At 63.5% G+C, this 24,534-nt stretch carries 26 protein-coding genes; 17 read left to right on the top strand and 9 right to left on the bottom strand.

All coding sequences use genetic code 11. The features are described 5' to 3' along the window. The 14 genes from RX331_RS02055 (at position 1) to RX331_RS01990 (ending at position 10,617) form a co-directional block, all read left to right on the top strand. Complete coding sequence (locus RX331_RS02055) at positions 1-636, top strand: nicotinate-nucleotide adenylyltransferase (RefSeq protein ID WP_317255011.1); 636 nt, start codon at positions 1-3, stop codon at positions 634-636. Positions 637-862: 226 nt separating this feature from the next. Further along, entirely contained in the window at positions 863-1,216 is a 354-nt protein-coding gene (rsfS, locus tag RX331_RS02050) for a ribosome silencing factor (RefSeq protein ID WP_317258362.1), read from the top strand. Between the two features lie 96 nt (positions 1,217-1,312). Next, the gene (gene rlmH, locus RX331_RS02045; protein ID WP_317255010.1) at positions 1,313-1,795 is read left to right on the top strand and encodes a 23S rRNA (pseudouridine(1915)-N(3))-methyltransferase RlmH; all 483 of its coding nucleotides are present in this window, start codon (positions 1,313-1,315) and stop codon (positions 1,793-1,795) included. 94 nt (positions 1,796-1,889) lie between these two features. Then, positions 1,890-3,215, top strand: coding sequence for a murein hydrolase activator EnvC family protein (locus RX331_RS02040; protein WP_317255009.1), 1,326 nt, complete (start codon positions 1,890-1,892; stop codon positions 3,213-3,215). Continuing rightward, complete coding sequence (locus RX331_RS02035) at positions 3,212-4,567, top strand: S41 family peptidase (RefSeq protein WP_317255008.1); 1,356 nt, start codon at positions 3,212-3,214, stop codon at positions 4,565-4,567. Before RX331_RS02040 ends, RX331_RS02035 begins: the two co-directional genes overlap by 4 nt. 165 nt (positions 4,568-4,732) lie before the next feature. Next, positions 4,733-5,923, top strand: a complete 1,191-nt coding sequence (locus RX331_RS02030) for a divergent polysaccharide deacetylase family protein (protein WP_317255007.1) — start codon at positions 4,733-4,735, stop codon at positions 5,921-5,923. A 90-nt stretch (positions 5,924-6,013) separates the two neighbouring features. After that, a complete protein-coding gene (locus RX331_RS02025; protein WP_317258361.1) occupies positions 6,014-6,520 on the top strand; it encodes an RNA pyrophosphohydrolase in 507 nt (168 codons plus the stop codon). Positions 6,521-6,569: 49 nt separating this feature from the next. Continuing rightward, the gene (locus RX331_RS02020; RefSeq protein WP_317255006.1) at positions 6,570-7,067 is read left to right on the top strand and encodes an RNA pyrophosphohydrolase; all 498 of its coding nucleotides are present in this window, start codon (positions 6,570-6,572) and stop codon (positions 7,065-7,067) included. A 118-nt stretch (positions 7,068-7,185) separates the two neighbouring features. After that, on the top strand, positions 7,186-7,416 hold the full coding sequence (locus RX331_RS02015) for a hypothetical protein (RefSeq protein WP_317255005.1): 231 nt from the start codon (positions 7,186-7,188) through the stop codon (positions 7,414-7,416). Positions 7,417-7,485: 69 nt separating this feature from the next. Continuing rightward, entirely contained in the window at positions 7,486-7,701 is a 216-nt protein-coding gene (locus RX331_RS02010; RefSeq protein WP_317255004.1) for a hypothetical protein, read from the top strand. 240 nt (positions 7,702-7,941) lie between these two features. Then, positions 7,942-8,394 (top strand): Hsp20 family protein, encoded by a 453-nt coding sequence (locus tag RX331_RS02005; protein WP_317255003.1) that lies wholly within the window; start codon positions 7,942-7,944, stop codon positions 8,392-8,394. Between the two features lie 91 nt (positions 8,395-8,485). After that, entirely contained in the window at positions 8,486-8,980 is a 495-nt protein-coding gene (locus RX331_RS02000) for an Hsp20/alpha crystallin family protein (RefSeq protein ID WP_317255002.1), read from the top strand. A gap of 73 nt (positions 8,981-9,053) precedes the next feature. Beyond that, a complete protein-coding gene (locus RX331_RS01995) occupies positions 9,054-9,383 on the top strand; it encodes a hypothetical protein (protein WP_317255001.1) in 330 nt (109 codons plus the stop codon). 127 nt (positions 9,384-9,510) lie between these two features. Beyond that, entirely contained in the window at positions 9,511-10,617 is a 1,107-nt protein-coding gene (locus RX331_RS01990; protein ID WP_317258360.1) for a Do family serine endopeptidase, read from the top strand. A 180-nt stretch (positions 10,618-10,797) separates the two neighbouring features. Here the strand turns inward: RX331_RS01990 and RX331_RS01985 are convergent, their stop codons facing one another. The 5 genes from RX331_RS01985 to RX331_RS01965 form a co-directional block, all read right to left on the bottom strand. Then, the gene (locus RX331_RS01985) at positions 10,798-11,205 is read right to left on the bottom strand and encodes a F0F1 ATP synthase subunit epsilon (protein ID WP_317255000.1); all 408 of its coding nucleotides are present in this window, start codon (positions 11,203-11,205) and stop codon (positions 10,798-10,800) included. Between the two features lie 113 nt (positions 11,206-11,318). Beyond that, positions 11,319-12,761 carry a F0F1 ATP synthase subunit beta gene (atpD, locus tag RX331_RS01980; RefSeq protein WP_317254999.1) on the bottom strand — a complete coding sequence of 481 codons (1,443 nt, stop codon included), beginning with the start codon at positions 12,759-12,761 and terminating at the stop codon, positions 11,319-11,321. Positions 12,762-12,795: 34 nt separating this feature from the next. Next, positions 12,796-13,671, bottom strand: a complete 876-nt coding sequence (locus tag RX331_RS01975; RefSeq protein ID WP_317254998.1) for a F0F1 ATP synthase subunit gamma — start codon at positions 13,669-13,671, stop codon at positions 12,796-12,798. Positions 13,672-13,761: 90 nt separating this feature from the next. Then, entirely contained in the window at positions 13,762-15,291 is a 1,530-nt protein-coding gene (gene atpA / locus RX331_RS01970) for a F0F1 ATP synthase subunit alpha (protein ID WP_317254997.1), read from the bottom strand. Then, on the bottom strand, positions 15,291-15,851 hold the full coding sequence (locus RX331_RS01965) for a F0F1 ATP synthase subunit delta (RefSeq protein ID WP_317254996.1): 561 nt from the start codon (positions 15,849-15,851) through the stop codon (positions 15,291-15,293). Before RX331_RS01965 ends, atpA begins: the two co-directional genes overlap by 1 nt. Positions 15,852-16,510: 659 nt before the next feature. Between RX331_RS01965 and RX331_RS01960 the strand changes: the two genes are divergently transcribed. After that, a complete protein-coding gene (locus tag RX331_RS01960) occupies positions 16,511-17,011 on the top strand; it encodes a septal ring lytic transglycosylase RlpA family protein (protein WP_317254995.1) in 501 nt (166 codons plus the stop codon). Positions 17,012-17,139: 128 nt separating this feature from the next. Here RX331_RS01960 and RX331_RS01955 read toward each other — a convergent pair whose 3' ends face one another. Continuing rightward, positions 17,140-19,350 (bottom strand): primosomal protein N', encoded by a 2,211-nt coding sequence (locus RX331_RS01955; protein ID WP_317254994.1) that lies wholly within the window; start codon positions 19,348-19,350, stop codon positions 17,140-17,142. A gap of 122 nt (positions 19,351-19,472) precedes the next feature. Between RX331_RS01955 and RX331_RS01950 the strand changes: the two genes are divergently transcribed. Beyond that, complete coding sequence (locus RX331_RS01950) at positions 19,473-20,438, top strand: tyrosine recombinase XerC (protein ID WP_317254993.1); 966 nt, start codon at positions 19,473-19,475, stop codon at positions 20,436-20,438. Between the two features lie 282 nt (positions 20,439-20,720). Next, the gene (locus tag RX331_RS01945) at positions 20,721-21,320 is read left to right on the top strand and encodes a DUF4337 domain-containing protein (protein WP_317254992.1); all 600 of its coding nucleotides are present in this window, start codon (positions 20,721-20,723) and stop codon (positions 21,318-21,320) included. A gap of 153 nt (positions 21,321-21,473) precedes the next feature. On the opposite strand, the gene RX331_RS01940 is transcribed toward RX331_RS01945, so the two are convergent. The 3 genes from RX331_RS01940 to RX331_RS01930 all read right to left on the bottom strand — a co-directional run bounded on the left by RX331_RS01940 (position 21,474) and on the right by RX331_RS01930 (position 24,325). Next, positions 21,474-22,004: a hypothetical protein gene (locus RX331_RS01940; protein ID WP_317254991.1), complete on the bottom strand. Its 531-nt coding sequence runs from the start codon at positions 22,002-22,004 to the stop codon at positions 21,474-21,476. A gap of 138 nt (positions 22,005-22,142) precedes the next feature. Then, positions 22,143-23,543: a dihydrolipoyl dehydrogenase gene (gene lpdA, locus RX331_RS01935; protein WP_317254990.1), complete on the bottom strand. Its 1,401-nt coding sequence runs from the start codon at positions 23,541-23,543 to the stop codon at positions 22,143-22,145. Between the two features lie 32 nt (positions 23,544-23,575). After that, positions 23,576-24,325, bottom strand: a complete 750-nt coding sequence (locus RX331_RS01930; protein WP_317254989.1) for an SDR family oxidoreductase — start codon at positions 24,323-24,325, stop codon at positions 23,576-23,578. Between the last annotated feature and the right edge of the window lie 209 nt (positions 24,326-24,534).

The raw sequence follows: 24,534 nt of genomic DNA, 5'->3' as shown, positions 1-24,534 counted from the left end.
ATGACATTGCAGTCGGCCGCCCAGGCGATCCCGTTCCACACCAGCGGCATGCGCATCGGCCTGCTCGGCGGCTCGTTCAATCCGCCGCACGCGGCGCATCGCGCCATCAGCCTCTTTGCGCTCAAGCGCCTCAAGCTCGATCGCGTCTGGTGGCTGCTGACCCCCGGCAATCCGCTCAAGGAGAACGGGCGATTGCACGGCCTTGCCGAGCGCGCGCAGGCGGCGCGAGAGGTCGCCAGCGATCCGCGCATCGATATCAGCTGTCTCGAAGCTGTCATCGGCACCAGATATACCGTCGACACGATCACTCACCTGCGCCGCCGCGTTTCCGGCGTGCGCTTCGTCTGGATCATGGGCGCCGACAATCTCGCGCAGTTCCATCGCTGGAAGGATTGGCGGCGCATCGCTTCCGAGGTGCCGATCGCCGTGATCGACCGTCCGCCGCAGAGTTTTCGGGCCCTCGCCGCCCCGGCCGCCCAGGCGCTGGCACGCTATCGCGTGCCCGAAAATCAGGCGGGCCGGCTGGCCGAACGGCAGGCGCCCGTCTGGGTCTTCCTCACCGGCATGAAACTACCCCTGTCATCCACCGGATTGAGGAACGCGGATGGGAGCTGGAGGCAAAGAGGTGACAGTTAACCCGAACCGGCAGGCGGGGCCTACTGGAATATTGAAACCATTAACCCCACATGCCTAATATGGTCCGCAACGCCGGGATTCGGCGTTTGCGATACAGTGAAAGGAATGGTCCCTGGCCACATCTGTATTGTCCAAGTCAAAGTCTGTTTTACCCAAGGCGACTGGTAGCAAATCTGCTGGCAAGTCTGCCAGGACCCCGCGTAAAACATCGACAGAAGCTGCGGCCTTGAAGGCGCAACCCGACGCCGACAAGACGCTGAATATGATCCTTTCCCGCCTCGACGATATGAAGGCGGAAGAAACGGTCACCATCGACCTTCGTGGCAAATCTGCATTTTCCGATTACATGATTGTCACCACGGGCCGGGTCAACCGGCACGTCGGCGCGATCGCGGAAAACGTCACCAAAGCCCTGAAGGAAACCGGCATCAAGAACATCCATGTCGAGGGCTTGCCCAATTGCGACTGGGTGCTGATCGATTCCGGCGATGTGGTCCTGCACGTATTCAGGCCCGAGGTGCGCGAGTTCTACAATCTGGAAAGGTTGTGGGCGCAGAACCCGGCGGCGGCGGCGATCTGACCTCTCGGCCGATGCGAATCGGCTGAGGCGCATGTAATCTGTTTGCTCGCGCGGCAACAGCGCGCGTGCCGCGACGTGTACGCCGGAAAAACAATCATGCGCCTTGTCGTGGTCTCGATCGGCCGGCTGAAACAGGGCCCGGAACAGGAACTGGCGGACCGCTACCGCGAGCGCTTTGAGGACATCGGCCGCAAGCTCGGCTTTCGCGGCCTCGCGATCCATGAAATTCCCGAAAGCCGCGCCCGCGACAGCGCGACACGGATCTCGGAGGAAGCCGCGGCGATTGCGGCGGCGATACCGGAGAAATCCGCGCTGGTGGCGCTCGACGAGCGTGGCAAGAGCATCGACAGCGCAACGTTCGCCCGGCAGCTAGGCCAGTGGCGGGACGAAGGGATTGCCAGTACAATTTTTGCCATCGGAGGCGCGGACGGACTTTCGCCCGATTTGCAACGCAAGGCTAAATTACGCATTGCGTTCGGCTCGGCGACCTGGCCGCATCAAATGGTCCGCGTCATGCTTCTTGAACAGATTTACCGCGCCGCGACCATTCTCGCCGGTCACCCCTATCACCGCGCGTAAGGCACGGTGACGTGAATACAGAGATCGCTGAACAGGGATGCATTCAACGCGGGACATTCATTCATACCCTGGCACCGCCGATCGCGGCGAGCCGATGATGTCAGCCATCTTGCTTCCCGTAATACTACTGTCCGCCAGTTTTGTTGCGGCGTCGCTTTCGCCGGCGCTAGCGCAGTCCGCGCCAGCAGCGCAGCAGGCAACCGCCGTTTCGCCCGATGCGATCAAGCAGCGCGAGCAGGAGCTGGAGGCCGCACGCGAGGAGCAGCGCAAGGCGGCCGAGTTGCAAAAGAAGTTGAAGGCCGACATGGCAGCGATCGGCCAGGACCGCTCCAAGCTCAACCAGCAACTGATCGACATTGCGACCCAGGTACGCAGTATCGAAACGCGCATCGGTGAGACCGAGGGCGAGCTTCGCCCGCTCGATGCCCGCGAGCAGCAGATCCGGGCTTCGCTCGATTCAAGGCGCGCTGAAATTGTCGAGGTGCTGGCGGCGCTGCAGCGTGCCGGGCGGCGCACGCCGCCGGCACTGCTAGTGCGGCCTGAGGACGCGCTGCAATCACTGCGCACTGCGATGCTGCTCGGTGCTGTTGTCCCCGAATTGCGCGGCCGTGCGGAAAGGCTTGCGGGCGATCTTGGCCAGCTCGTCGCCTTGCGCAAAGATATCGCGACCAAGCGCGATGTCCTGGCGCGAGATCGCGACAAGCTGAAGGACGAGTCTATTCGGCTTGCGGCGCTGGTTGACGAACGCCAGCGCAAGCAGAGCGCGATCGAAAAGGACATCGAGGCCGAAGGCACGCGCGCCATCAACCTGTCCAAACAGGTCGACAGCCTGCAGGGCCTGATCGGCAAAATGGAGCAGGACCTGAAGAGTGCCGCCAAGGCGGCTGCGACCGCCAATCTGCAGGGCGCTCCACCGGCCCCGGGCGGCAAGCCGAATCTCGGGGCGCTGAAGGACCCGGCCCGGCTCAGCCCGGCGATCGCCTTCGCTTCCGCCAAGGGATTGTTCGCCTTTCCGGTTAACGGCCGCAAGATTCGCGATTTTGGCGGTTCCGACGGCGCGGGCGGCGTGGAAAAAGGCATTTCTTTGGCAACCCGGGCCGGGGCGCAGGTCACAACACCGTGTGACGGCTGGGTTGTTTACGCCGGACCCTTCCGCAGCTACGGACAACTCTTGATCCTCAATGCCGGGGGCGGGTATCATGTCCTGATCGCCGGGATGGAGCGCATTTCGGTAAACATCGGCCAGTTTGTACTTACGGGAGAGCCGGTCGCGACCATGGGGACGACGTCCCAAGTCGCATCCATTCTCGCGACGACCGCGAGCCAGCCGGTGCTCTATGTCGAGTTCCGTAAGGACGGCACTCCAATCGACTCAGGCCCATGGTGGGCCGCTAACGAAGGCGAAAAGGTTCGCGGATGATGCGCAAGACTTCTCTCATTCTTCTCAGCGCCGCCACCGGAGCGGCTTTGACCCTTTTCGTTACGCAGCCCCGCTCGGTGCTGATGGGATCGGTGGCGCGCGCCGCGACGTCCGATACCTACCGCCAGCTCAATCTGTTCGGCGACGTGTTCGAGCGCGTGCGCAGCGACTATGTCGAGAAGCCCGATGATTCCAAGCTGGTCGAATCCGCGATCTCGGGCATGCTGGCCGGCCTCGATCCGCACTCGAGCTACATGGACGCCAAGAGCTTCCGCGACATGCAGGTGCAGACCCGCGGTGAGTTCGGCGGTCTCGGCATCGAGGTCACGATGGAAGACGGCCTGATCAAGGTCGTCTCGCCGATCGACGACACGCCGGCATCGAAGGCTGGCATCATGGCCAACGACATCATCACCACGCTCGACGACGAAGCCGTGCAGGGTCTCACCCTCAACCAGGCCGTCGAGAAAATGCGCGGGCCTGTTAACACCAAGATCCGCCTCAAGATCATCCGCAAGGGCCAGGACAATCCGATCGAAGTCACGCTGGTCCGCGACAACATCCGCGTCCGCTCGGTGCGCGCCCGCGTCGAGCAGGACGACATCGCCTATATCCGCGTCACCACCTTCAACGAGCAGACCACCGAAGGCCTGAAGCGCGAGATCGGCAACCTCTCGAATCAGCTCGGCGACAAGCTCAAGGGCTACATCATCGACCTCAGAAATAATCCCGGCGGCCTGCTGGAAGAAGCGGTCACGGTTTCCGACACCTTCCTCGAGCGCGGTGAGATCGTCTCGACCCGCGGCCGCAATGCCGAGGAAACCCAGCGCCGCGCCGCTCATTCAGGCGACCTCACCAAGGGCAAGCCGGTCATCGTGCTGATCAATGGCGGCTCGGCCTCGGCTTCCGAAATCGTCGCCGGCGCACTGCAGGACCACAAGCGCGCCACGCTGGTCGGCACCCGCTCGTTCGGCAAGGGCTCGGTGCAGACCATCATCCCGCTCGGCAGCGGCAACGGCGCGCTGCGCCTCACCACCGCGCGCTACTACACGCCGTCGGGCAAGTCGATCCAGGCCAAGGGCATCGTGCCCGACATCGAGGTGCTGCAGGATGTGCCGGAAGAGCTGAAGGCGCGCACCGACACCAAGGGCGAGGCCTCGCTCCGCGGCCATCTGAAAAACGATGGCGACGAGAAGACCGGCTCGCAGTCCTATGTCCCGCCGGACGCCAAGGACGACAAGGCGCTGAAGACCGCCGCCGACCTGCTGCACGGCATCAAGTCGACCGCGAGCGGCGCGGCCACCGGCGACAAGGCCGCGGTCGAAAAGCCGGCCAACAAGGCGGCTAACTGATTCGCATCTTCCAGATATTCCCGAACCAGGGGGCGGCTCACGGGCCGCCCCTTTTGCATGGCCGGTCCCCGCCGCCACCCCCCGAATGGCGCTTTTGCGGGGCGGCGCAGGCGCTCGAATCCGGGCCATCGTGCTATCGTCGGGTCTGGTGATTCGGGAAGATTCATGACGGAAACCGCCGACGAGCTGAGTGCACCGCTTGGGCAAAAGACGGAGCGCAAAAAGCGCCGGTTTCGGCTGCCGTTCACGGCGATGCAGGCGCTGGCCGTGCTGCTCGGCCTCGTCCTGGTTGTCTTCCTGAGTGTCGCGCTCTTTACCGACAACCCCCTGGGCGGGGAGCCGATGGCCCGTGTCGCGCTGCGCAAGCCGGCGGATGACCAGCAGCCCGCAGCCTCCGGCCAGACCGAGCATGCCGCCAAGCCCGGCACCCCGCAGGCCCCGGCCGGCGAAAACAAGACCGTCACCATCATCGATGGCTCCAGCGGTAAGCGTCAGGACGTGGTGATCGGCAGCGATGCCGGCGACAAGGCCGGCGCCGAGCCGGCGATGACCATGACCGGGATCGATCCGCGCCTCCTGGAGAAGTCGCGCTACGGCATGATTCCGGCCGTTGCCGATGGCCTCAAACCCTTCACGGTCTATGCGGCAGACGCCGACCGCACCAAGGCCGCGAAGATGCCGGTGATTGCGATCGTGGTCGGCGGCCTCGGTGTCGGCGCCGCCAAGACGACCGATGCCATCATGAAGCTGCCGCCGGCGGTGACATTGGCGTTCACCCCCTATGGGGCAGATCCCACCAAGCTGGCCGAGCGGGCCCGCGCCCAGCGCCACGAGATCCTGCTGCAGGTTCCGATGGAGCCGTTCGATTACCCCGACAACGACCCCGGCCCGCAGACCCTGCTCACGACGCTGACCTCAGAACAGAACCTCGACCGGCTGTACTGGCACCTCAGCCGGTTTCAGGGCTATGCCGGGATCGCCAATTTCATGGGCGCGCGCTTCACGGCGACCGACAGCGTGATGCAGCCAGTCATCCGTGAGGCCGCCAAGCGCGGTCTCGGCTATCTCGACGACGGCTCCTCGCCGCGCAGTATCGCGTCAGCGCAGGCGATCGCCCAGTCGATGCCGTTTGCCAAGGCCGATTTCACCATCGATGCCGTGCCGACCTCGGTCGAGATCGACCGCACCCTGGTCAAGCTAGAGACGCTCGCCAAGGAGCGCGGGCTGGCCGTAGGTGTCGCCTCGGCGCTGCCGATTTCGATCGAGCGGCTGGCCGCCTGGACCAAGACGCTCGAGGGCCGGGGCATCCTGCTTGTGCCATTGACAACGGCGATGCTGAAATCAAAATCAGGCTAGAGATCAAGCTGATGGCGGCGGCGCGGCCCTACCCGACCCTGCCGGACCGGCCGATTGCAGATGAATGCAGGCAAAGGAACCCTGACGGACATGGCGCGCTATGAGGACCTGCCTTACCGGACCTGCGTCGGCATGATGCTGATCAACGCGGCCGGGCTGGTCTTCATCGGCCGCCGCGCTGGGGGCATCGAGCATGTCGATGAAACCCATGTCTGGCAGATGCCGCAGGGCGGGGTCGATCCCGGCGAGGACACCTGGGAGGCGGCCAAGCGCGAGCTTTACGAGGAGACCAGCGTCCGCTCGGTCGAAAAGCTGGGCGAAGTCCCGGATTGGCTGATCTACGACATTCCACGCACCGTGGCCGGCCGCGCCTGGAAGGGTCGCTATCGCGGGCAACGCCAGAAATGGTTCGCGGTACGCTTCACCGGCAAGGATGCCGAGATCAATGTCGCCAGCCCCGGCGGCGGCGGACACAAGGCCGAGTTCGTGACCTGGCGCTGGGAGCCGATGAAGAATCTTCCCAACCTGATCGTCCCGTTCAAGCGGCCGGTCTATGAGCGCGTGGTCAAGGAATTCGCCAACCTCGCAGGCAGCTAGCCCATTCATTCTCCCCGCGTCGTTCGCGATGCGGACACGCATCAGTCTCATGTCCGACAAACCCTACCGGCCCAATGTGGGCATCGCTTTGTTCAACGCTTCCGGCGAGGTGCTGATCGGCCGGCGCTTCCGCGACGATGGACCGGAAATCATTCTCCCCGGCCTTGAGTGGCAAATGCCCCAGGGCGGCATCGACGCCGACGAGAACCCGCGCGATGCCGTCATGCGCGAACTCTGGGAGGAGACCGGCGCGGTCAGCGCCGAATATCTCGGCGAGACCGATTGGATAAAATATGACTTTCCGCCCTATGACGGACCGGCCACGCATCGCCTCGCGCAATTCCGCGGGCAGCGGCAGAAATGGTTCGCATTGCGCTACACCGGCCGCGACGATGAAATCGACCCGCTGACGCCGCGCAACGGCCAGCCGGCCGAATTCGATTCCTGGCGCTGGGAGCGCCTCGATCGTGTCGCCGACCTCGTCGTACCATTTCGGCGCGATGTGTACAGAATGGTGGCGCAGGCATTTGCCGAGTTCACCCGCTAGAACGCGGCACTGCCTGGAGGCGCTTGACAGCGTTCTGCCGCTGAATATTTTTTGCTGGAGGGCTGAACCATCTCTCAATTCGAAGGACCCATAGAACGACCGTCAAAGGATGACGAAGATGATTGATGAAAAGCTCACCCGTTTGCGAACGCATCGCAACAACATCGACCGTTATCGCCGTCTTCTAAAAACCAGGCTGACAGAGCTGGAACGCCAGTACATCGAGGCGCGCCTGTCCGAAGAGCAATCAGCGCTGGAAAAACTCGCAGCTTCCACTTTCCCGCTCGCCTTTCCGGCTCCCAGCATCCAGAATTCCAGGACCCAGCCGCCGATCTCCTCGGCGGCCTAGATCAATCTGGCGCCGTTCGATCGGCCGTCGCGCTTGCTGCAAGTGACACCGCATGATGTCTCGCCCGACATGAAGGATGTGATCGTATTCAAGCGCCGCCGAAGCTTCGAATGGCAGGTGCGAGACCAGAATGGCACGCTGCTGATGCGCGGGCGCGAGCGTACGCGCCCGGCCGCCCGCTACCAGGTTTATCGAACCCTCTTCATGATGCTGGCGGTTGGCCCCAGACCGAACGGCTTGCGGGCGCGAGGGCTTGACCGGGAGCAGCACACCGGCCGCACCTGACCTGGCCGACATTCAGCCCCCGGCCCGGCCATTTACGCTTGATTAATTCTGCCGCCGCGGGCGCGCGGCGGCAGCAAAATTTTTTGAATCCCGCCCCTTGAAACTTTTCGGCTTTTTTCTAATTCGTTGTTTGCCGCTGACAGCGGCGCCGGATGCCAGCTTGGGTCCGGCGAGTTGAGTGGGCGCCGGACGGTGTCCGACGCTCCTTCGTATCCATCTTGCTCTTAGGAGGACTTGGCTATGAGGACCTTTGACTTTGCGCCCCTGTGGCGTTCCACGATCGGCTTCGATCATCTGGCCGACCTGCTCGCCAGCAGCTTGCGGCACTCGACCGACGACAACTACCCGCCCTATAACGTCGAACGCGTCGGCGACGACGCGTACCGGATTTCCCTCGCCGTCGCCGGCTTCGGCATGGACGACATCAGCGTGACTGCAGAGCGAGACACGCTGATCATCGAGGGCCAGAAGCCCCACGCCGAGCAACGCGAATACCTGTATCACGGCATCGCGGCCCGGCCGTTCCGGCGGGTGTTCAATCTCGCCGATTATGTGCAGGTCAAGCAGGCCTCGTTCAAGGACGGTCTCTTGATCGTCGACCTGGTTCGCGAAGTGCCCGACGCGATGAAGCCGCGGCGCATCCCGATTGGCAACGCCGCCGCTTCCCACCAGATCGAGCAGAAGGCGGCTTAAGGCGCCTTTGTAGTGCAGGCTCTGCGCGCGGATTCCCGCCGCGCGCAGAGCCTATGCAAGCAGCAGCAGAAATCTCTCAGGAGGACACACTATGGCTATTCGTGATCTGATCCCGCGGTCGAGAAATCAGGAGCTCACGCCTTCGCGCGACGATCCCTTCTTCACCCTGCACCGGGAAATGAACCGGCTGTTCGACGATGTCTTCAGAGGCTTCGGGATGCCAGCCCGTTTTGGCAGCCCGCTGATGGAAGGTCGCTTCGGATGGCCAAGTATCGAGCTCAACGAGACCGACAAGGAGCTGAAGGTGACGGCTGAACTGCCGGGGCTGACGGAAAAAGACGTTCAGCTCGAGATCGCCAACGGCGTTCTGACCTTGCGCGGCGAGAAGAAGTCCGAACGGACTGATAATGGCGGCAGATACTTCACCGAGCGCTATTACGGTTCGTTCGAACGGCAGATCCCGCTCGACGGCGTCGAGGAAGACAAGGCCGAAGCCAAATTCCACGACGGCGTCCTGACGATCACGCTGCCGAAATCCGAGCAGGCGCGTTCGTCTGTCAAGCGCATCCCAATCAGCAACCAATGACGACACGGCGGCGGCGGCTCCCCGCCGCCTCCCGTCGCATGCCCCAGGGAAAGGAGACTAAGGAGATCGTTCGATGAGCAAGGCCGATCTGAGCACCACCGACTTTGCGCTGTTTCATCCCGCCGCACACTATGATTCCCCTGATGAAGTATTGATCGATCGGCAGCTTTCCGATTCCGAGAAGCGCGTGATCCTCTCTTCATGGGCTTCCGACATGTTCGCGGTCGAGTCCTGTCCCGGCCTGCGCGACATTCCGGGCATGGGTCATCCGATCCGGCTTGCCGATATCCTGGCCGCTTTGCGCCAGCTGGATGGCGATGGCGAGCCCGTGCAGCGAACCGACATCAGCGGCCGGAGGCGACCGCGCTGGCAGGCCATGACACGGAGGCTGACGTCATGCTGACCCCGGCCATCCTGACCATTGCGCTGATCAATCACGCAACCGTCTTCTGGGTTGCGTCATGTCTCGCCTTTCATCAGGGCGCGCCACCGCAGGCGAGCTCCTGATCTGCAACCTTCGTCATCCGCATATGAGGACGCGCGTGGACCGTCTCTTTGCTGTCGTGATCGCGGGCTTGATCCTTGTGAGTCCCGCTGCGGCCCAAATTCCGAACCTGAAAGCCGGCGGCGCCGTGCCAACCTTGGCGCCGCTGGTGCGCGAGGTTACACCTGCCGTGGTCAACATCGCCGTGCACGGCAAGATCAGGCAGGACAATCCGCTCTATCGCGATCCGCTGTTCCGGGAATTCTTCGACGTACCAAAGCAGCTCGAGAAGGAAATCAACGCCACCGGCTCCGGCGTCATCGTCGATGCGCAGAAGGGATACATCCTCACCAACAATCATGTCGTCGAGCAGGTTGCTTCGGTTCAGATCAAGACCAAGGATGGCCGGCCTTTTTCGGCCAAGGTCATCGGCCGCGATCCCGCAACAGACATTGCCGTGCTGCGAATTCAATCGCCGAGCGCGCTGAAGGCGATCGCGTTCGGCGACAGCGACGCGCTCGAAGTCGGCGACTTCGTCCTCGCCATCGGCAATCCCTTCGGCCTCGGCCAGACGGTGACGTCCGGCCTCGTCAGCGCGCTCGGCCGCACCGGCCTTGGCAAGCAGGGCTATGAGGATTTCATCCAGACCGATGCCGCCATCAACCCCGGCAATTCCGGCGGCGCGCTGGTCAATCTGAGGGGAGAGCTGATCGGCATCAATTCGGCCATCATTTCGCCGGCCGGCGGCAATGTCGGCATCGGCTTTGCGATTCCCGTGAACATGGCGCGGCGGGTGATGGAGCAGATCATCGAGAAGGGACGCGTCGAACGCGGCCGTATCGGCATCTCCTTGCGCGAGCTCAATCCTTCCACCGATGGCGGACGCAGCGAGGGAGCCCGCATCGCCGAGGTCAGCCCCGGCTCGCCGGCGGAAGTGGCCGGCCTGCGCAAGGGCGACATCGTGCTGCGGGCGGACGAGCGCCCGATCCACTCGGCCGCGCAACTTCGCAACCGCATTGGTCTTGCCCGGATCGGCGAGCAGGTCCGTCTGACCGTCGAGCGGTCCGGGACGCCCCAGAATGTCATCGTCGCGGTCGGGCCGCCATCGGAAGCGTATACCGATCAGAGCGAGCGCCCCGTTCAGCGGCGTTAGCTATGGCGCTTGGCGCACGGCGAGCGCATCATTGACCGCGCCCTGTTCTGTCGCCGCGCTCAATCCGAGTCGTGGCCGGCTTCTCGGATGACACCCGAAAATAAAAAACGCCCGCCACAGCGTGACGAGCGTTGATGCAGGTCCGGGCCTTCTGTGCGCCCCGGAGCGGTGCCCCGGGGCTTAGTGCATGGCCGTGGCGTTGAGCTCGATCTGGATGCTCTTGAAGTGATCCAGCCGCTCGATGGCATGATCGAGTTCGTCACCCTCATGCTCTGCGAGCTTGGCTTCCATCTCGGCAATGGTCTCGGCGAACTGTGCGCGATCGACGTCCTCGATCGAGGTGGCGACGTCGGCGAGCACGGTGAGGCCGGTCCCCGACATTTCGGCAAGACCGCCCAGCACGATCACCTTTTCACGGGTGCCGCCGGTGATGATGGTCAGGATGCCCGGCCGGATCGCGGCCACGACAGGCGCATGTCCGGCCAGCACACCGAAATCGCCTTCCAGACCGGGAATATCAACCTGATCGACCTCGCCGGAGAAGGCGAGCTCTTCGGGAGAGACGAGATCGAAGTGGAAGGTAGCCATTGTCGTTCCGTTCTTTACGTTGTCACCCGCGGGCTTGACCCGCGGGTCCATCAGACGAAAGTCTTCTTGAGTCGATGGATTGCCGGGTCAAGCCCGGCAATGACGACTTCAGATCACGCCGCTTCAGCAGCCAGCTTCTTGCCCTTCTCGACGGCTTCTTCGATGGTGCCGACCATGTAGAAGGCCGCTTCCGGCAGGTGGTCGTACTTGCCTTCGCAGAGGCCACGGAAGCCCTTGATGGTATCCGCGAGCTCGACGAACTTGCCGGGCGAGCCGGTGAAGACTTCGGCGACGTGGAACGGCTGCGACAGGAAGCGCTCGATCTTGCGGGCGCGTGCCACGGCGAGCTTGTCCTCTTCGGACAGTTCGTCCATGCCGAGAATGGCGATGATGTCCTGCAGCGACTTGTACTTCTGCAGCACCTGCTGGACCATACGTGCGGTCTGGTAGTGCTCCTCGCCGACGACGAGCGGCGAGAGCATGCGCGACGTCGAGTCGAGCGGGTCCACCGCCGGGTAGATGCCCTTTTCTGAGATCGCGCGGCTCAGCACCGTGGTCGCGTCCAAGTGGGCGAACGAGGTGGCGGGTGCCGGGTCGGTCAAGTCGTCGGCGGGCACGTAGATCGCCTGCACCGAGGTGATCGAGCCCTTCTGGGTGGTGGTGATGCGCTCCTGCAGCGCGCCCATGTCGGTGGCGAGCGTCGGCTGATAGCCCACCGCCGACGGGATGCGGCCGAGCAGCGCCGACACTTCCGAGCCGGCTTGCGTGAAGCGGAAGATGTTGTCGACAAAGAACAGCACGTCCTGGCCCTGATCGCGGAAGTGCTCGGCGACGGTCAGACCGGTGAGGCCGACGCGGGCGCGGGCGCCCGGCGGCTCGTTCATCTGTCCGAACACCAGCGCGCATTTCGACTTCACGCTCGGATCGGGATTGTGCGGATCGGCGTTGACCTTGGATTCAATGAACTCGTGATAAAGGTCGTTGCCTTCGCGGGTACGCTCGCCGACGCCGGCGAACACCGAGTAACCGCCGTGCGCCTTGGCGACGTTGTTGATCAGTTCCTGAATCAGCACGGTCTTGCCGACGCCGGCGCCGCCGAACAGGCCGATCTTGCCGCCCTTGGCGTAAGGCGCGAGCAGGTCGACGACCTTGATGCCGGTGACGAGAATTTCGGCCTCAGTGGATTGATCGGTGTAGGTCGGCGCTTCCTGGTGGATGGCGCGGGTGCCTTCGGACTTGATCGGACCGGCTTCGTCAATCGGCTCGCCGATCACGTTCATGATGCGGCCGAGCGTGCCGTCACCGACGGGCACCGCGATCGGCTGGCCGGTGTCCTTGACTTCCTGGCCGCGGACCAGACCTTCGGTGGCGTCCATCGCGATGGTGCGGACGGTGGACTCGCCGAGGTGCTGCGCGACTTCGAGCACCAGACGGTTGTTGCCGTTCTTGGTCTCCAGCGAGTTGAGAATGGCCGGCAGGTGGCCTTCGAACTGCACGTCGACGACGGCGCCCATGACCTGGGTGACGCGACCGATCTGGTTGGCTGCTGTAGCCATTTACTGTCTCCTTCGATCCGAATTTCTTGCCCGGTCAGACTGCTTCTGCGCCGGAGATGATTTCGATGAGTTCCTTGGTGATCTGGGCCTGACGCGTGCGGTTGTAGACCAGCGTCTGCTTGCGGATCATTTCGCCCGCGTTGCGCGTCGCGTTGTCCATCGCGCTCATCTGCGCGCCGTAGAACGAGGCGTTGTTTTCGAGCAGCGCGCGGAAAATCTGCACCGCGAGATTGCGCGGCAGAAGGCGGGTGAGGATCTCGTCCTCCTCCGGCTCGTATTCATAAGCCGTCGACGAGCCGTTGCCGCCTTCGCCTTCGACGACGAGCGGAATGATCTGCTGCGCGGTCGGGATCTGCGCGATCACCGACTTGAACTGCGAATAGAACAGCGTGCAGACGTCGAACTCGCCGGCCTCGAAACGTGTCAGCACTTTCTTGGCTATGTCCTCGGCATTGACGAAGCCGAGCTGTCGCACGCCGCGCAGGTCGAGATGCTCGACGATCTGCTTTTCGAAGGTGCGGCGGAGCTGCTCGTAGCCCTTGCGGCCGACGCAGAAGAACTTGACTTCCTTGCCCTGGTTCATCAGCGACAGTGCCTTCTCGCGGGCGAGACGCACGATCGCCGAGTTGAAGGCGCCGGACAGGCCGCGCTCCCCGGTGCAGACCAGCAGCAGATGAACCTGGTCGCGGCCGGTGCCGGCCAGCAGCGCCGGCGCGCCCGGCGAACCTGCGGCGGCAGCCGCGATGTTGGAAATCACCGCGTCCATCTTCTGGGCGTAGGGCCGCGCTGCCTCGGCGGCGGTCTGCGCGCGACGCAGCTTGGAAGCCGCGACCATCTGCATCGCCTTGGTGATCTTCTGCGTCGCCTTGGTCGAGGCGATGCGGACCCGCATGTCTTTAAGTGAAGCCATTCTCAGTTCACCCCGGCGGCCCGCCGATCCGGCAGACCGCAAGCCACTATTTCGCCGGGCCCGACCTATGCCGGGCCCTGGCGGCAATCATCAAGAAAACGACTTGGCGAAACCTTCGACCACCGACTTCAGCTTGGCGGCGGTGTCGTCGGAAAGATCGCGGCTGTCGCGGATGGTGTTGAGGATGTCGGCGTTCTTGCCGCGCAGCGCCGACAACAGACCTTCCTCGAACGCCTTGATCCGGTTGAGCGGCAGCGGATCGAGATAGCCGTTGGTGCCGGCCCAGATCACGCAGACCTGCTCTTCCATCTTCAGCGGCGAGAACTGCGGCTGCTTCAGTAGTTCGGTGAGGCGCGAGCCGCGGTTGAGCAGACGCTGGGTCGAGGCGTCGAGGTCAGAGCCGAACTGCGCGAACGCCGCCATTTCGCGATACTGCGCCAGTTCGCCCTTGATCTTGCCGGCGACCTTCTTCATCGCCTTGGTCTGCGCTGACGAACCGACGCGCGACACCGACAGACCGACGTTCACCGCGGGACGGATGCCCTGGAAGAACAGGTCGGTTTCCAGGAAGATCTGGCCGTCGGTGATCGAGATGACGTTGGTCGGGATGTAGGCCGACACGTCGTTGGCCTGGGTTTCGATGACCGGCAGCGCGGTCAGCGAGCCCGAGCCCTGATCCTTGTTGAGCTTGGCGGCGCGCTCGAGCAGGCGGGAGTGCAGATAGAACACGTCGCCCGGATAGGCTTCGCGGCCCGGCGGGCGGCGCAGCAGCAGCGACATCTGGCGGTAGGCGACGGCCTGCTTGGACAAGTCGTCATAGATGATCACGGCATGCATGCCGTTGTCGCGGAAGTACTCGCCCATGGTGCAGCCGGTGAACGGGGCGATGTACTGCATCGGCGCCGGGTCGGAAGCGGTCGCGGCGACGACGATCGAATATTCCAGCGCGCCCTGCTCTTCCAGCACCTTGACGAACTGGGCGACGGTCGAGCGCTTCTGGCCGATCGCGACATAGACGCAATACAGCTTGATGTTCTCGTCCGGCTGCGCGTTCAGCGGCTTCTGGTTCAAAATGGTGTCCAGCGCGATCGCGGTCTTGCCGGTCTGGCGGTCACCGATGATCAGCTCGCGCTGGCCGCGGCCGACCGGGATCAGCGCATCGATCGCCTTCAGGCCGGTCGCCATCGGCTCGCTCACCGACTTGCGCGGAATGATGCCGGGCGCCTTGACGTCGACGCGCATGCGCTTGTCGGCCTTGATCGGGCCCTTGCCGTCGATCGGGTTACCCAGCGCGTCGACGACGCGGCCGAGCAGGCCCTTGCCGACCGGGGTGTCCACGATGGCGCGGGTACGCTTGACGGTCTGGCCTTCCTTGATCTCGCGGTCGGCGCCGAAGATGACGATACCGACGTTGTCGGTTTCGAGGTTCAGCGCCATGCCGCGGGTGCCGTTCTCGAACTCGACCATTTCACCGGCCTGGACGTTGTCCAGACCGTAGACGCGGGCGATACCGTCACCGACGGACAGCACCTGCCCGACTTCGGTGACTTCGGCCTCCTGGCCAAAATTCTTGATCTGGTCCTTGAGGATCGCGGAAATTTCCGCGGCGCGGATGTCCATCAGCCTGCCTCTTTCATCGCGTGCTTGATCGAATTGAGTTTGGTGCGAAGCGAACCATCCACCATGCGGCTGCCGAGCTTGACCACAAGACCGCCAATGATGGAGGAATCGACTTTCACGTTGAGCGCGACGTCCTTGCCCGTCACCGACTTCAGTGCGGTCTTCAGCGCGTCGAGATTCTTGTCACTGAGCTGTTCGGCGACGGTGACGTCGGCCGTCACCTCGCCCTTGAACTTCGCCACCAGCGCGCGGAAGGCGCGGATTACGTCGGCGACGGCGAACAGCCGGCGATTGGCGGTCAGGACTTTAAGGAATTTGGCTGAGGTGCCGGTGATGCCGGCCTTGTCGAGCACGGCATTGAGCGCCTTGGCCTGCGCATCGGCCGAGAACACCGGGCTGCGGACGAGGCGCTTTAGATCGGCGCTTTCGTTCAGCATGGCCTCGAATTTCTCGAGATCGGCCTTTACGGCGTCGATGGATTTCTCCTCGCGCGCCAACTCGAACAAGGCCGTAGCATAACGGCCCGACACTCCCGAAACGGACGGATCTTCAGCAGCCACAGACTCGCTCTTTATTAGCTGTCAAACTCGCAAGGGAAAAACCGTCGCCACAAGTAGCGGCGCCTAGCGATCCAAGCCCTTGGAATTCAAGCGGGACTTCGATTTTCGACCGGCACGCGAGGTGCCGGGATCGTTAAAATCGCGGCTTTGCTAACATAGCGAGCGCGCAGGTGCAACATGACCGCGCGTTCGGGCGATGCCTTGTCGCACGTCAATTTTCACGTCGCCTAGAATGCCCGTTGATGCGGGATCAGTGCGCCGGAATTTTGGCTCCAGCGTCGGCCGGCTCAACGGCGCCGTCCCTGACAGGCGAATTCGTTCCGTCCGCATTTGCATGACGGCTATGACCAGCGCCATGCGGAACGAACCCGGCCGATCTCCTCCATTTGGCCATTACTTGCCTAAATCTTTTCATTCTTAGCGATGACTGTATTTCCCAGTAATACGAAGTATTCAATTCGTTAAAAGTTTATTAACTCGCAAGATTACGGAATATCCTCTGATTAGTTGACCGCGGTAACAAGATATGTCAGCGCGCGACATTCCGCATTTACTGCCCAATTCATGCCTCATTGCCTGACCAAACGGCATCCGCTGAAACTGGGACCGGGGGTTCCATTTGTCACGTGTGTGGCAATACTATCTGAGGGACTAGTTTAATGTTGCATGCCAATAAAGTGGTGCCGGGAGCTCTAACCCGGTCGCGTACGGCTTTCGCCTTGATTGCCGCAACTCTCCTGGTCGGCGGCACCGTCTCCGAGGCGTCCGCCAAGTCCAGGCATCATCGCCATCACCACCACCATTCCCACCACGCCAAGGCGCAGCCGGCCGGCGATGGTTGGCTCAACGCCAATGCGGCGATTGCCCCGACGGGCGGGCGCGGCTTCTCGGGCAAGGCTTCCTATTACGGCAACGAGTCGGGCAGCCGGACTGCCTCGGGCCAGCGCTTCAACCAGAACGCCCTGACCGCCGCCCACCGCTCGCTGCCGTTCGGCACCAAGCTCCGCGTCACCCATCGTGGCCAGAGCGTCATCGTCACGATCAACGACCGTGGTCCGTTCATCCGCGGCCGCGTGCTCGACCTCTCCAAGGGTGCCGCGCGCGCCATCGGCCTGACTGGCGCCGGCGTCGGCCACATCACCGCCGAAGTCGTTTCCTAAGTCCATCAGACCCGCGTAGGCGTTGCGTTGCGTAACCGGCTGCGACTTTTCGCGGTCACAAGGGCCTGCCGTCGCGATGACGGCAGGCTTTTTGTTGGCCCTCCCCCTGGAGGGTGAAAGCACGGCGCCTACAAAAAGCTCTGCGGGTCGACGTCGACCTCGAGCTTGAGATTGCCCTTGGTCTTCGGCCCGGCGGCGAGCCATTCGCGCAAATACTCCGATAGATCGACATTGCGCAGCGACTTCACCAGGATTCGAAACCGGTAGCGCCCCTTGATCACAGCCAACGGCGCCTCTGCCGGGCCGAGCACCTGGATGCGCTCGTCGATCGGCGCGATCGCGGCGAGCTTGCGCGCAAAGCCTTCCGCGGTCGGCCGATCGCCGGCGGAAATGATCAGGCTGGCGAGCCGGCCGAACGGCGGATAGCCGGTGCGCTCGCGCTGCTCAATCTCGCTGGCGTAGAACGCCTCGCGGTCGCTGGCCACCAGCGCCTTCATGACGGGATGTTCGGGCTGATGGGTCTGCAGAAAGCCGACGCCGCGGCCCTGCTCGCGCCCCGCGCGGCCGATCACCTGGTTGAGCAGCTGGAACGTCCGCTCGGCGGCGCGCGGATCGCCGTTGCCGAGGCCAAGATCGGCATCGACCACGCCGACCAGATTGAGCCGCGGGAAATTATGTCCCTTCGCCACCAGTTGCGTGCCGATGATGATGTCGACGCGGCCTTCGGCGATCTCGTTCAGCTCGCTGCGCATGGTCTCGATCGAGGTGATGAGGTCGCTCGACAGCACCATGGTGCGCGCGTTCGGAAACAGCGCGGCCGCCTCCTCCTGCAAGCGCTCGACGCCGGGACCGATCGCGGCCAGCGATTCCTCGGCCTGGCAGTGCGGGCAAATGTTCGGGCGCGGCATCGAGAAGCCGCAGTGGTGACAGACGAGCCGCTGCCGAAAGCGATGATCAACCAGCCAGGCATCGCAGATGGTGCAAGAAAAGCGATGGCCGCAAGCGCGGCACAGCGTCAGCGGCGCATAGCCGCGCCGGTTGAGGAACAATAACGCCTGCTCGTGCTTCTCGATCGCGAACTGAACCTGCTCGGCCAGCGGCGGCGAGATGAAGCGCCCGCGCGGCGGCGGCGCGCGGCGCAAATCGATCGCCTCGATATGCGGCATGTGCTGGCCGCCGAAACGCGAGGGCAGCGCGACGCGCTGGTAGCGTCCCTTGCGCGCGTTGACCTCGCTTTCGACGGAAGGCGTTGCGGAAGCCAGCACGATCGGAATTTTGGCGATATGCGCGCGCACCACCGCCATGTCGCGGGCATGGTAATGTGCGCCGTCATCCTGCTTGTAGGCCTGATCGTGCTCTTCGTCGACGATGATGAGACCGAGATCCGCGTAGGGCATAAACAGCGCCGAGCGCGCGCCGACCACGACCGTCGCCTCGCCCGCCGATATCGCCGCCCAATTGCGCTGCCGCGTGCGCGGCGTCAGCTCCGAATGCCATTCGAGCGGACGCACGCCAAAACGTTGTGCGAAGCGATCGAGGAACTGTCCCGTGAGCGCGATTTCCGGCATCAGGATCAGGCATTGCTTGCCGCGCCGGATTACTTCCGCGATCGCTTCGAAATAGACTTCGGTCTTGCCCGAGCCGGTGACGCCATCGAGCAGCGCGACATGGAACGTGCCGTTGGCAGCGAGCGCGCGCATCGCATCGACTGCGGCGCGCTGCTGGCTGGAAAAGTCCGGCTGCGCGAACGCCGGATCGGGCGCCGGCGGCGCCAGCGGCGGCGGCATCGCCTCGACGGCGAGCGTGCCCTCGTCGATGAGGCCATCGACCACACCGGAGCTGACGCCGGCTTCGCGCGCGGCTTCGGACTTGCCGTGCAAAAGGCCGTCCGACAGCACCTCGATCAGGCGCCGCCGCGCCGGCGTCAGACGCTGCGGCGGCGCGCCGACCAGCCGCACGCCGAGCCGCATCCGCTCGGGCCCGAGATTTTCGCCCATCCGCAACGCCATCCGCAGCACCATGCCGCGGGCGGACAGCGTGTAATTGGCGACCCAGTCGACGAGGCTGCGCAGTTCCGGCCGCAACGGCGGCACGTCGAGCTTCTCGCCGACATCCTTCAGGCGGTTGTGCAGCCGCGGATCGGGATTGGCGTTCTCCGCCCATACCACTGCCACCACCTCGCGCGGTCCGAGCGGCACGCAGACGACATCGCCCGGCTTCAGCGTCATCTCGCGCGGCACGCGGTAGGAATAGGTCTGATTTAGCGCGACCGGCACCAGCACGTCGACGATGCGCGTCGACGATGCCGATGTGGCGGTTTGGCTGATAGCGTGGTCCATCAGGGAATCAGGCTTGAGGTATTTTGGCCAAGGCTAGCGCCGGGCGGCCAAGTTAGCGAACGGTAAACGAAAGAGGTGCGATATAATCGACGGAAGCATCGCCTCCAAGACCGGGGAAGGCTATGGGCAAGCAAGTTCCGCAAGGCCTCGAACTCGACTGCGCCGATGACGGCTTCGCGCAGGAGATGGCGCGCTGGCTGATGCATCTGCGTGCCGAGCGGCGGCTGTCGCCGAAGACGCTGGAAGCCTATGCCCGCGACCTCCGCCAGTGCCTCGCCTTCCTGGCCGAGCATTGGGGCGAGAAGGTCACCTTGAGGCGGTTTGCAGCGCTGGAGGCCACCGACGTCAGGGCCTTCATGGCGATGCGACGCGCCGATGATATCGCCGGGCGCTCGCTGATGCGGGCGCTGGCGGGGCTCCGATCGTTCGGCCGCTATCTCGAGCGCGAGGGTAAAGGCAAGGTCGGCGCCCTCTCGGCCATTCGTGCGCCCAAGGTTGCCAAGAGCTTGCCGAAGCCGATCCAGATGGCGGCAGCCAAGCGTTTCGCCGATGCCGACGAGCGCGCTGGAGAGGAGCGCGAACCCTGGATCCTGGCGCGCGATGCCGCAGTCATGGCGCTGCTGTACGGCTCTGGCCTGCGCATCTCCGAGGCGCTGGGGCTGAAGCGGCGCGAAGTGCCAAAACCCGGCGAAGGCGATGTCCTCATCGTCACCGGCAAGGGCAACAAGACCCGGATGGTGCCGGTGCTGCATAACGTGCTGGCGCTGATCGCCGATTACGTCGCGATGTGCCCGCATTCATTGCCGCCGGCCGGTCCGATCTTCGTCGGTGCGCGCGGCGGGCCGCTTTCCCCGCGCATCATCCAGCTCGCCATGGAGCGGCTGCGCGGCGCGCTCGGCCTGCCCGACAGCGCCACGCCCCATGCGCTGCGACATTCGTTCGCAACCCATCTGCTCAGCCGCGGCGGTGACCTTCGCGCCATCCAGGAGCTGCTCGGCCACGCCTCGCTCTCGACGACGCAGGTCTACACCGGCATCGACAGCGAGCGGCTTCTGGAAGTGTACCGCTCGGCGCATCCGCGCGGCTGACCCGGCCAGACACAAAATCGCGAAAACAACCCCATGCACAGTAGAATGCGCTCGGTCCAGCCCTGCCGCGCACCCGGGCATATCATATAATGGCCCGTCGCCCCGGGCCGAATTCGATCCATACCAACCGAACCAGCCCGATCCGGAATCGGTGACTGTCATATTGGGCTCAAAGCATGGAAAGAATAATCCTGTAATGGACCCGCCCAAAATCCGCTTCACTCTTGCGTTGAACGGGGCGTTCGGCAATCGTGGTCGCGGTCTGCTTTTGGGGAGATGAACATGGGCGCACATGAGAGCATGGAGCATGCGGAGCATGCCGAGCACGCTTCCGGCTCGAACAAGAACATCGCACTGCTGATCGCAGTCATTGCGCTGTTCCTCGCGCTGTCGGAAATGCTCGGCAAGGGCGCGCAGACCGAGTCGATCAGCAAGAACGTCGAGGCTGCGAACCTCTGGTCCTTCTTCCAGGCCAAGAGCATCCGCCGCACCCAGATCCAGACCGCGGCCGAACAGGGCAGGCTAACACTCGGCGCCGCCACCGATGATGCCGTCAAGGCCGCGCTGACCAAGCAGATCGACACCTGGGAAAAGACCGCCGCGCGGTACCGCTCCGAGCCGGAAACCGGCGAAGGAACAGAGCAACTCGCCAAGCGCGCCAAGGAAGCCGAAGCAGCGCGCGATGTCGCGACGGACAAATATCATCACTACGAATACGCATCGGCGATGTTCCAGATCGCCATCGTGCTGGCATCGGCAACCATCATCACCGGCATGGCCTGGCTTGCCTGGACATCGGGACTGCTGTTGCTGGGCGGGCTCGTGATGACCGGATTCGGCCTGTTCTGGCCGCATCTGCTGCACGTGCTGCATTTGCATTGAGCTGAGGGCGATCTGCGGTTTCCACTGTCATGCTCCGCGAAAGCGGGGCATCCAGTACGCCGCGGCCCTTCGGCTTAGCCGCTAATTTCTCGGAATGCTGGGTTGCCCGGTCCTAGTGCGCAATTGCGCACTGGCCGGGCAACGACACCGGGGCTATCGCGCCTCGTGCACGCTCTTGCGGAAGCGGGCGATCAGCCGCAGCATGCGCGATGACCAGCTATCGCCATCGCCGCGCAGCATCTCCCGGATACGCTGCTTGATCGGCTGCACCAGCTCTGCCGCCTTGGCGCGCATCGCCATGATGAATTCATAGCCCTTCTTGAACCACGCCATCTGCAGGAGCTTGGCGCGTGTCACGTCGAAGACGAACGCTGTGACGCCGAGGCCGAGGAATTTGCCTGCTACGATCACAAGCGTAGCGGGGATCCAATATTGGTGGGCCAACAGCCAGAAGCCGACCAGCTTCAGTGGAAACAGCACGATGACCGGCACCGCAAACACGATCAGGGTCATCGCGGGCGACAGCGCTTCAATGCGCCCGGACAGCCAATGCTTGAAGGCGCGAAGCGGGATCGCCGCAACGACGCGCTCGACGATCGGCTCGAGGTGATCCCACAGCCAGGCTTCGATCAGGAAGATGACCGCAAGCAGGACCCAGAACGGCTGTAACAGGCGGCGCATCATCGATCATCATCTCTGGAGCGGTACGACCTCTGTTGATTGGTCGCGCCCCTCCATTTCTGCGTTCAAAGCGTGATCTTTTCGAGAAAGCGGATACGGCCTCTTTCGATCACGCGCTACCCGGTGTGTCCCGGATATGGATCACATATGGATGGCGCGTTTGCCGACCGCAAGCGCAGCTTCCTTGACGGCTTCCGAACGCGTCGGGTGGGCGTGGCAGGTGCGCGCGAGATCTTCGGCGGAGCCGCCGAATTCCATCAAAACGCAGGCTTCGTGGATCATTTCGCCGGCTTCGCGGCCGACGATGTGCACGCCAAGCACGCGATCAGTCTTCGCATCTGCAAGAATCTTCACGAAACCGTCAGTGGTCTGATTGACCTTGGAGCGGCCGTTGGCGGTAAACGGAAACTTACCAGACGTATAGGCGACGCCGGCCTGCTTCAGCTCCTCCTCGGTCTTGCCGACCGACGACACTTCCGGCGTGGTATACACGACGCCCGGAATAACGTCGTAGTTCACATGGCCGGCCTGTCCCGCGATGATTTCGGCGCAGGCGACGCCTTCGTCCTCGGCCTTGTGCGCAAGCATCGGTCCGGCCACCACGTCGCCGATCGCATAAACGCCCTTCACGCTGGTCGAGAAATGCGCGTCGATCTGCACGCGACCCCGATTGTCGAGCGCGATGCCGGCTTCCTTGAGGCCCAGCCCTTCCGTGTAGGGCACGCGGCCGATGCAGACCAGAACCACATCTGCTTCCAGCATCTGCGCCGTTCCGCCGGCCGCGGGCTCCACGCTGACCTTCAACATCTTGCCTGACGTATCGACGCTGGTGACCTTGGTGCCCAGCTTGAATGCAAAGCCCTGCTTCTCGAGCATGCGCTGGAATTGTTTCGCCACTTCGCCGTCCATGCCGGGCAGGATGCGGTCGAGAAATTCGACGACCATGACGTCCGACCCCAGCCGGCGCCACACCGAGCCGAGTTCGAGGCCGATCACGCCGGCGCCGACGATCAACATCTTTTCCGGCACTTTTTCCAAGGAAAGCGCGCCGGTCGATGACACGATGCGCTTCTCGTCGATCTCGATGCCTTTCAGCCGCGCGATATCGGAGCCGGTGGCGATGACGATATTCCTGGTCTCGACTGTCTCGGTCTTCCCGCCGCCGCTCACCTCAACCTTGCCCGCACCGAGAATCTTGCCGGTGCCTTTCAGCACGTCGATCTTGTTTTTCTTCATCAGGAACTCGACGCCCTTGACGTTACCGTCGATGCCCTGCTGCTTGAAGTTCATCATCGCCGGCAGATCGAGCTTTGGCGCGGAAACGCTGACACCCATCTTGGCAAAGGAGTGCGCGGCCTCCTCGAACATCTCGGACGCATGCAGCAGCGCCTTCGACGGCATGCAGCCGACGTTCAGGCAGGTGCCGCCCAGCGTCGGATTCTTCTCGACCACGGCGACCTTCATGCCGAGTTGCGCCGCGCGCACCGCGCAGACATATCCGCCGGGGCCGGTGCCGATGACGACGAGATCGTAGGTAGCCATGGTGCAGTCCTGTACTAGAAATGTGTCAGGGATTACCGCCCACCCGAGACGTCGAGGATGGTGCTGGTGACGTAGGAGGCCTCGTCCGAGATCAGCCAGACGATGGCGTTGGCGATTTCATCCGCAGTGCCGACGCGCTTCATCGGCACCAGATGCGCCAGCCGATGCGCGCGGTCGGGCTCGCCGCCGGCGGCGTGGATTTCGGTATCGATCAGTCCCGGCCGGATACCGGCGACGCGGATGCCCTCAGCGGCGACTTCATAGCCAAGGCCGATCGTGAAGGAATCGATCGCGCCCTTGGAGGCGGCATAGTCAACATAGGTGTTGGGTGCGCCGAGCCGGGCCGCGACCGAGGAGAGGTTGACAATGACGCCGCCCTTGCCGCCGTGCTTGGTCGACATGCGCTTCACCGCCTCGCGCGCGCATAAGATGCTGCCGGTGACGTTGATCGCCATCACTTGCTGGATCCGCTCGGCCGACATCTCGTCGACACGCACGCTACTCTTGCCGACAATGCCGGCATTGTTGACGAGCGCCCCGAGCGTGCCGACCTCGTCGGCCGCCTTGAACAGGGCGAGAATGTCCGCCTCGCTGCCGACATCGCATTTCACGGCAATTGCCTTGCCGTTCTTGCCCTCGATCAGCGAGACAACCTCGTCGGCCGCCGCCTTGTTGGTGGCGTAGCCGACGACGATGCGATAGCCGCGCGCGGCGGCCGCGAGCGCGGTGGCGCGGCCGATGCCGCGGCTACCGCCGGTGATCACAACGACTTTGTCCGTCACATCAGCCCCCAACGCATGAGATTCATACAGCACCCCGTGTCATGATTTCGGAGACTGCGTGATTGTCCAACTGGTCGTAAGGTCAGGATTCTCGACCGTCTCACCCGTCGATCGTAGTCTGTATTCGCCGGGACGTGCCGCCTGAAACGCCGATAGGTGCGGCGGCAACGTCATGGTCTGTCCAGTCCACACCTTGCCCTCGCACACAA

This window comes from Bradyrhizobium sp. BWA-3-5, from assembly GCF_032917985.1.
Taxonomy (GTDB): Bacteria; Pseudomonadota; Alphaproteobacteria; order Rhizobiales; family Xanthobacteraceae; genus Bradyrhizobium.
This window is presented reverse-complemented; position numbering and strand designations above follow the sequence as displayed.

What these genes read in the sequence shown, in the direction of transcription:
- RX331_RS02055 (WP_317255011.1), top strand. Translation starts at nt 1, where the DNA reads ATGACATTGCAGTCGGCCGCCCAGGCGATCCCGTTCCACACCAGCGGC.
- rlmH (WP_317255010.1), top strand. Translation starts at nt 1,313, where the DNA reads ATGCGCCTTGTCGTGGTCTCGATCGGCCGGCTGAAACAGGGCCCGGAA.
- RX331_RS02040 (WP_317255009.1), top strand. Translation starts at nt 1,890, where the DNA reads ATGATGTCAGCCATCTTGCTTCCCGTAATACTACTGTCCGCCAGTTTT.
- RX331_RS02035 (WP_317255008.1), top strand. Translation starts at nt 3,212, where the DNA reads ATGATGCGCAAGACTTCTCTCATTCTTCTCAGCGCCGCCACCGGAGCG.
- RX331_RS02030 (WP_317255007.1), top strand. Translation starts at nt 4,733, where the DNA reads ATGACGGAAACCGCCGACGAGCTGAGTGCACCGCTTGGGCAAAAGACG.
- RX331_RS02025 (WP_317258361.1), top strand. Translation starts at nt 6,014, where the DNA reads ATGGCGCGCTATGAGGACCTGCCTTACCGGACCTGCGTCGGCATGATG.
- RX331_RS02020 (WP_317255006.1), top strand. Translation starts at nt 6,570, where the DNA reads ATGTCCGACAAACCCTACCGGCCCAATGTGGGCATCGCTTTGTTCAAC.
- RX331_RS02015 (WP_317255005.1), top strand. Translation starts at nt 7,186, where the DNA reads ATGATTGATGAAAAGCTCACCCGTTTGCGAACGCATCGCAACAACATC.
- RX331_RS02010 (WP_317255004.1), top strand. Translation starts at nt 7,486, where the DNA reads ATGAAGGATGTGATCGTATTCAAGCGCCGCCGAAGCTTCGAATGGCAG.
- RX331_RS02005 (WP_317255003.1), top strand. Translation starts at nt 7,942, where the DNA reads ATGAGGACCTTTGACTTTGCGCCCCTGTGGCGTTCCACGATCGGCTTC.
- RX331_RS02000 (WP_317255002.1), top strand. Translation starts at nt 8,486, where the DNA reads ATGGCTATTCGTGATCTGATCCCGCGGTCGAGAAATCAGGAGCTCACG.
- RX331_RS01995 (WP_317255001.1), top strand. Translation starts at nt 9,054, where the DNA reads ATGAGCAAGGCCGATCTGAGCACCACCGACTTTGCGCTGTTTCATCCC.
- RX331_RS01990 (WP_317258360.1), top strand. Translation starts at nt 9,511, where the DNA reads ATGAGGACGCGCGTGGACCGTCTCTTTGCTGTCGTGATCGCGGGCTTG.
- RX331_RS01985 (WP_317255000.1), bottom strand. Translation starts at nt 11,205, where the DNA reads ATGGCTACCTTCCACTTCGATCTCGTCTCTCCCGAAGAGCTCGCCTTC.
- atpD (WP_317254999.1), bottom strand. Translation starts at nt 12,761, where the DNA reads ATGGCTACAGCAGCCAACCAGATCGGTCGCGTCACCCAGGTCATGGGC.
- RX331_RS01975 (WP_317254998.1), bottom strand. Translation starts at nt 13,671, where the DNA reads ATGGCTTCACTTAAAGACATGCGGGTCCGCATCGCCTCGACCAAGGCG.
- atpA (WP_317254997.1), bottom strand. Translation starts at nt 15,291, where the DNA reads ATGGACATCCGCGCCGCGGAAATTTCCGCGATCCTCAAGGACCAGATC.
- RX331_RS01960 (WP_317254995.1), top strand. Translation starts at nt 16,511, where the DNA reads ATGTTGCATGCCAATAAAGTGGTGCCGGGAGCTCTAACCCGGTCGCGT.
- RX331_RS01955 (WP_317254994.1), bottom strand. Translation starts at nt 19,350, where the DNA reads ATGGACCACGCTATCAGCCAAACCGCCACATCGGCATCGTCGACGCGC.
- RX331_RS01950 (WP_317254993.1), top strand. Translation starts at nt 19,473, where the DNA reads ATGGGCAAGCAAGTTCCGCAAGGCCTCGAACTCGACTGCGCCGATGAC.
- RX331_RS01945 (WP_317254992.1), top strand. Translation starts at nt 20,721, where the DNA reads ATGGGCGCACATGAGAGCATGGAGCATGCGGAGCATGCCGAGCACGCT.
- RX331_RS01940 (WP_317254991.1), bottom strand. Translation starts at nt 22,004, where the DNA reads ATGATGCGCCGCCTGTTACAGCCGTTCTGGGTCCTGCTTGCGGTCATC.
- lpdA (WP_317254990.1), bottom strand. Translation starts at nt 23,543, where the DNA reads ATGGCTACCTACGATCTCGTCGTCATCGGCACCGGCCCCGGCGGATAT.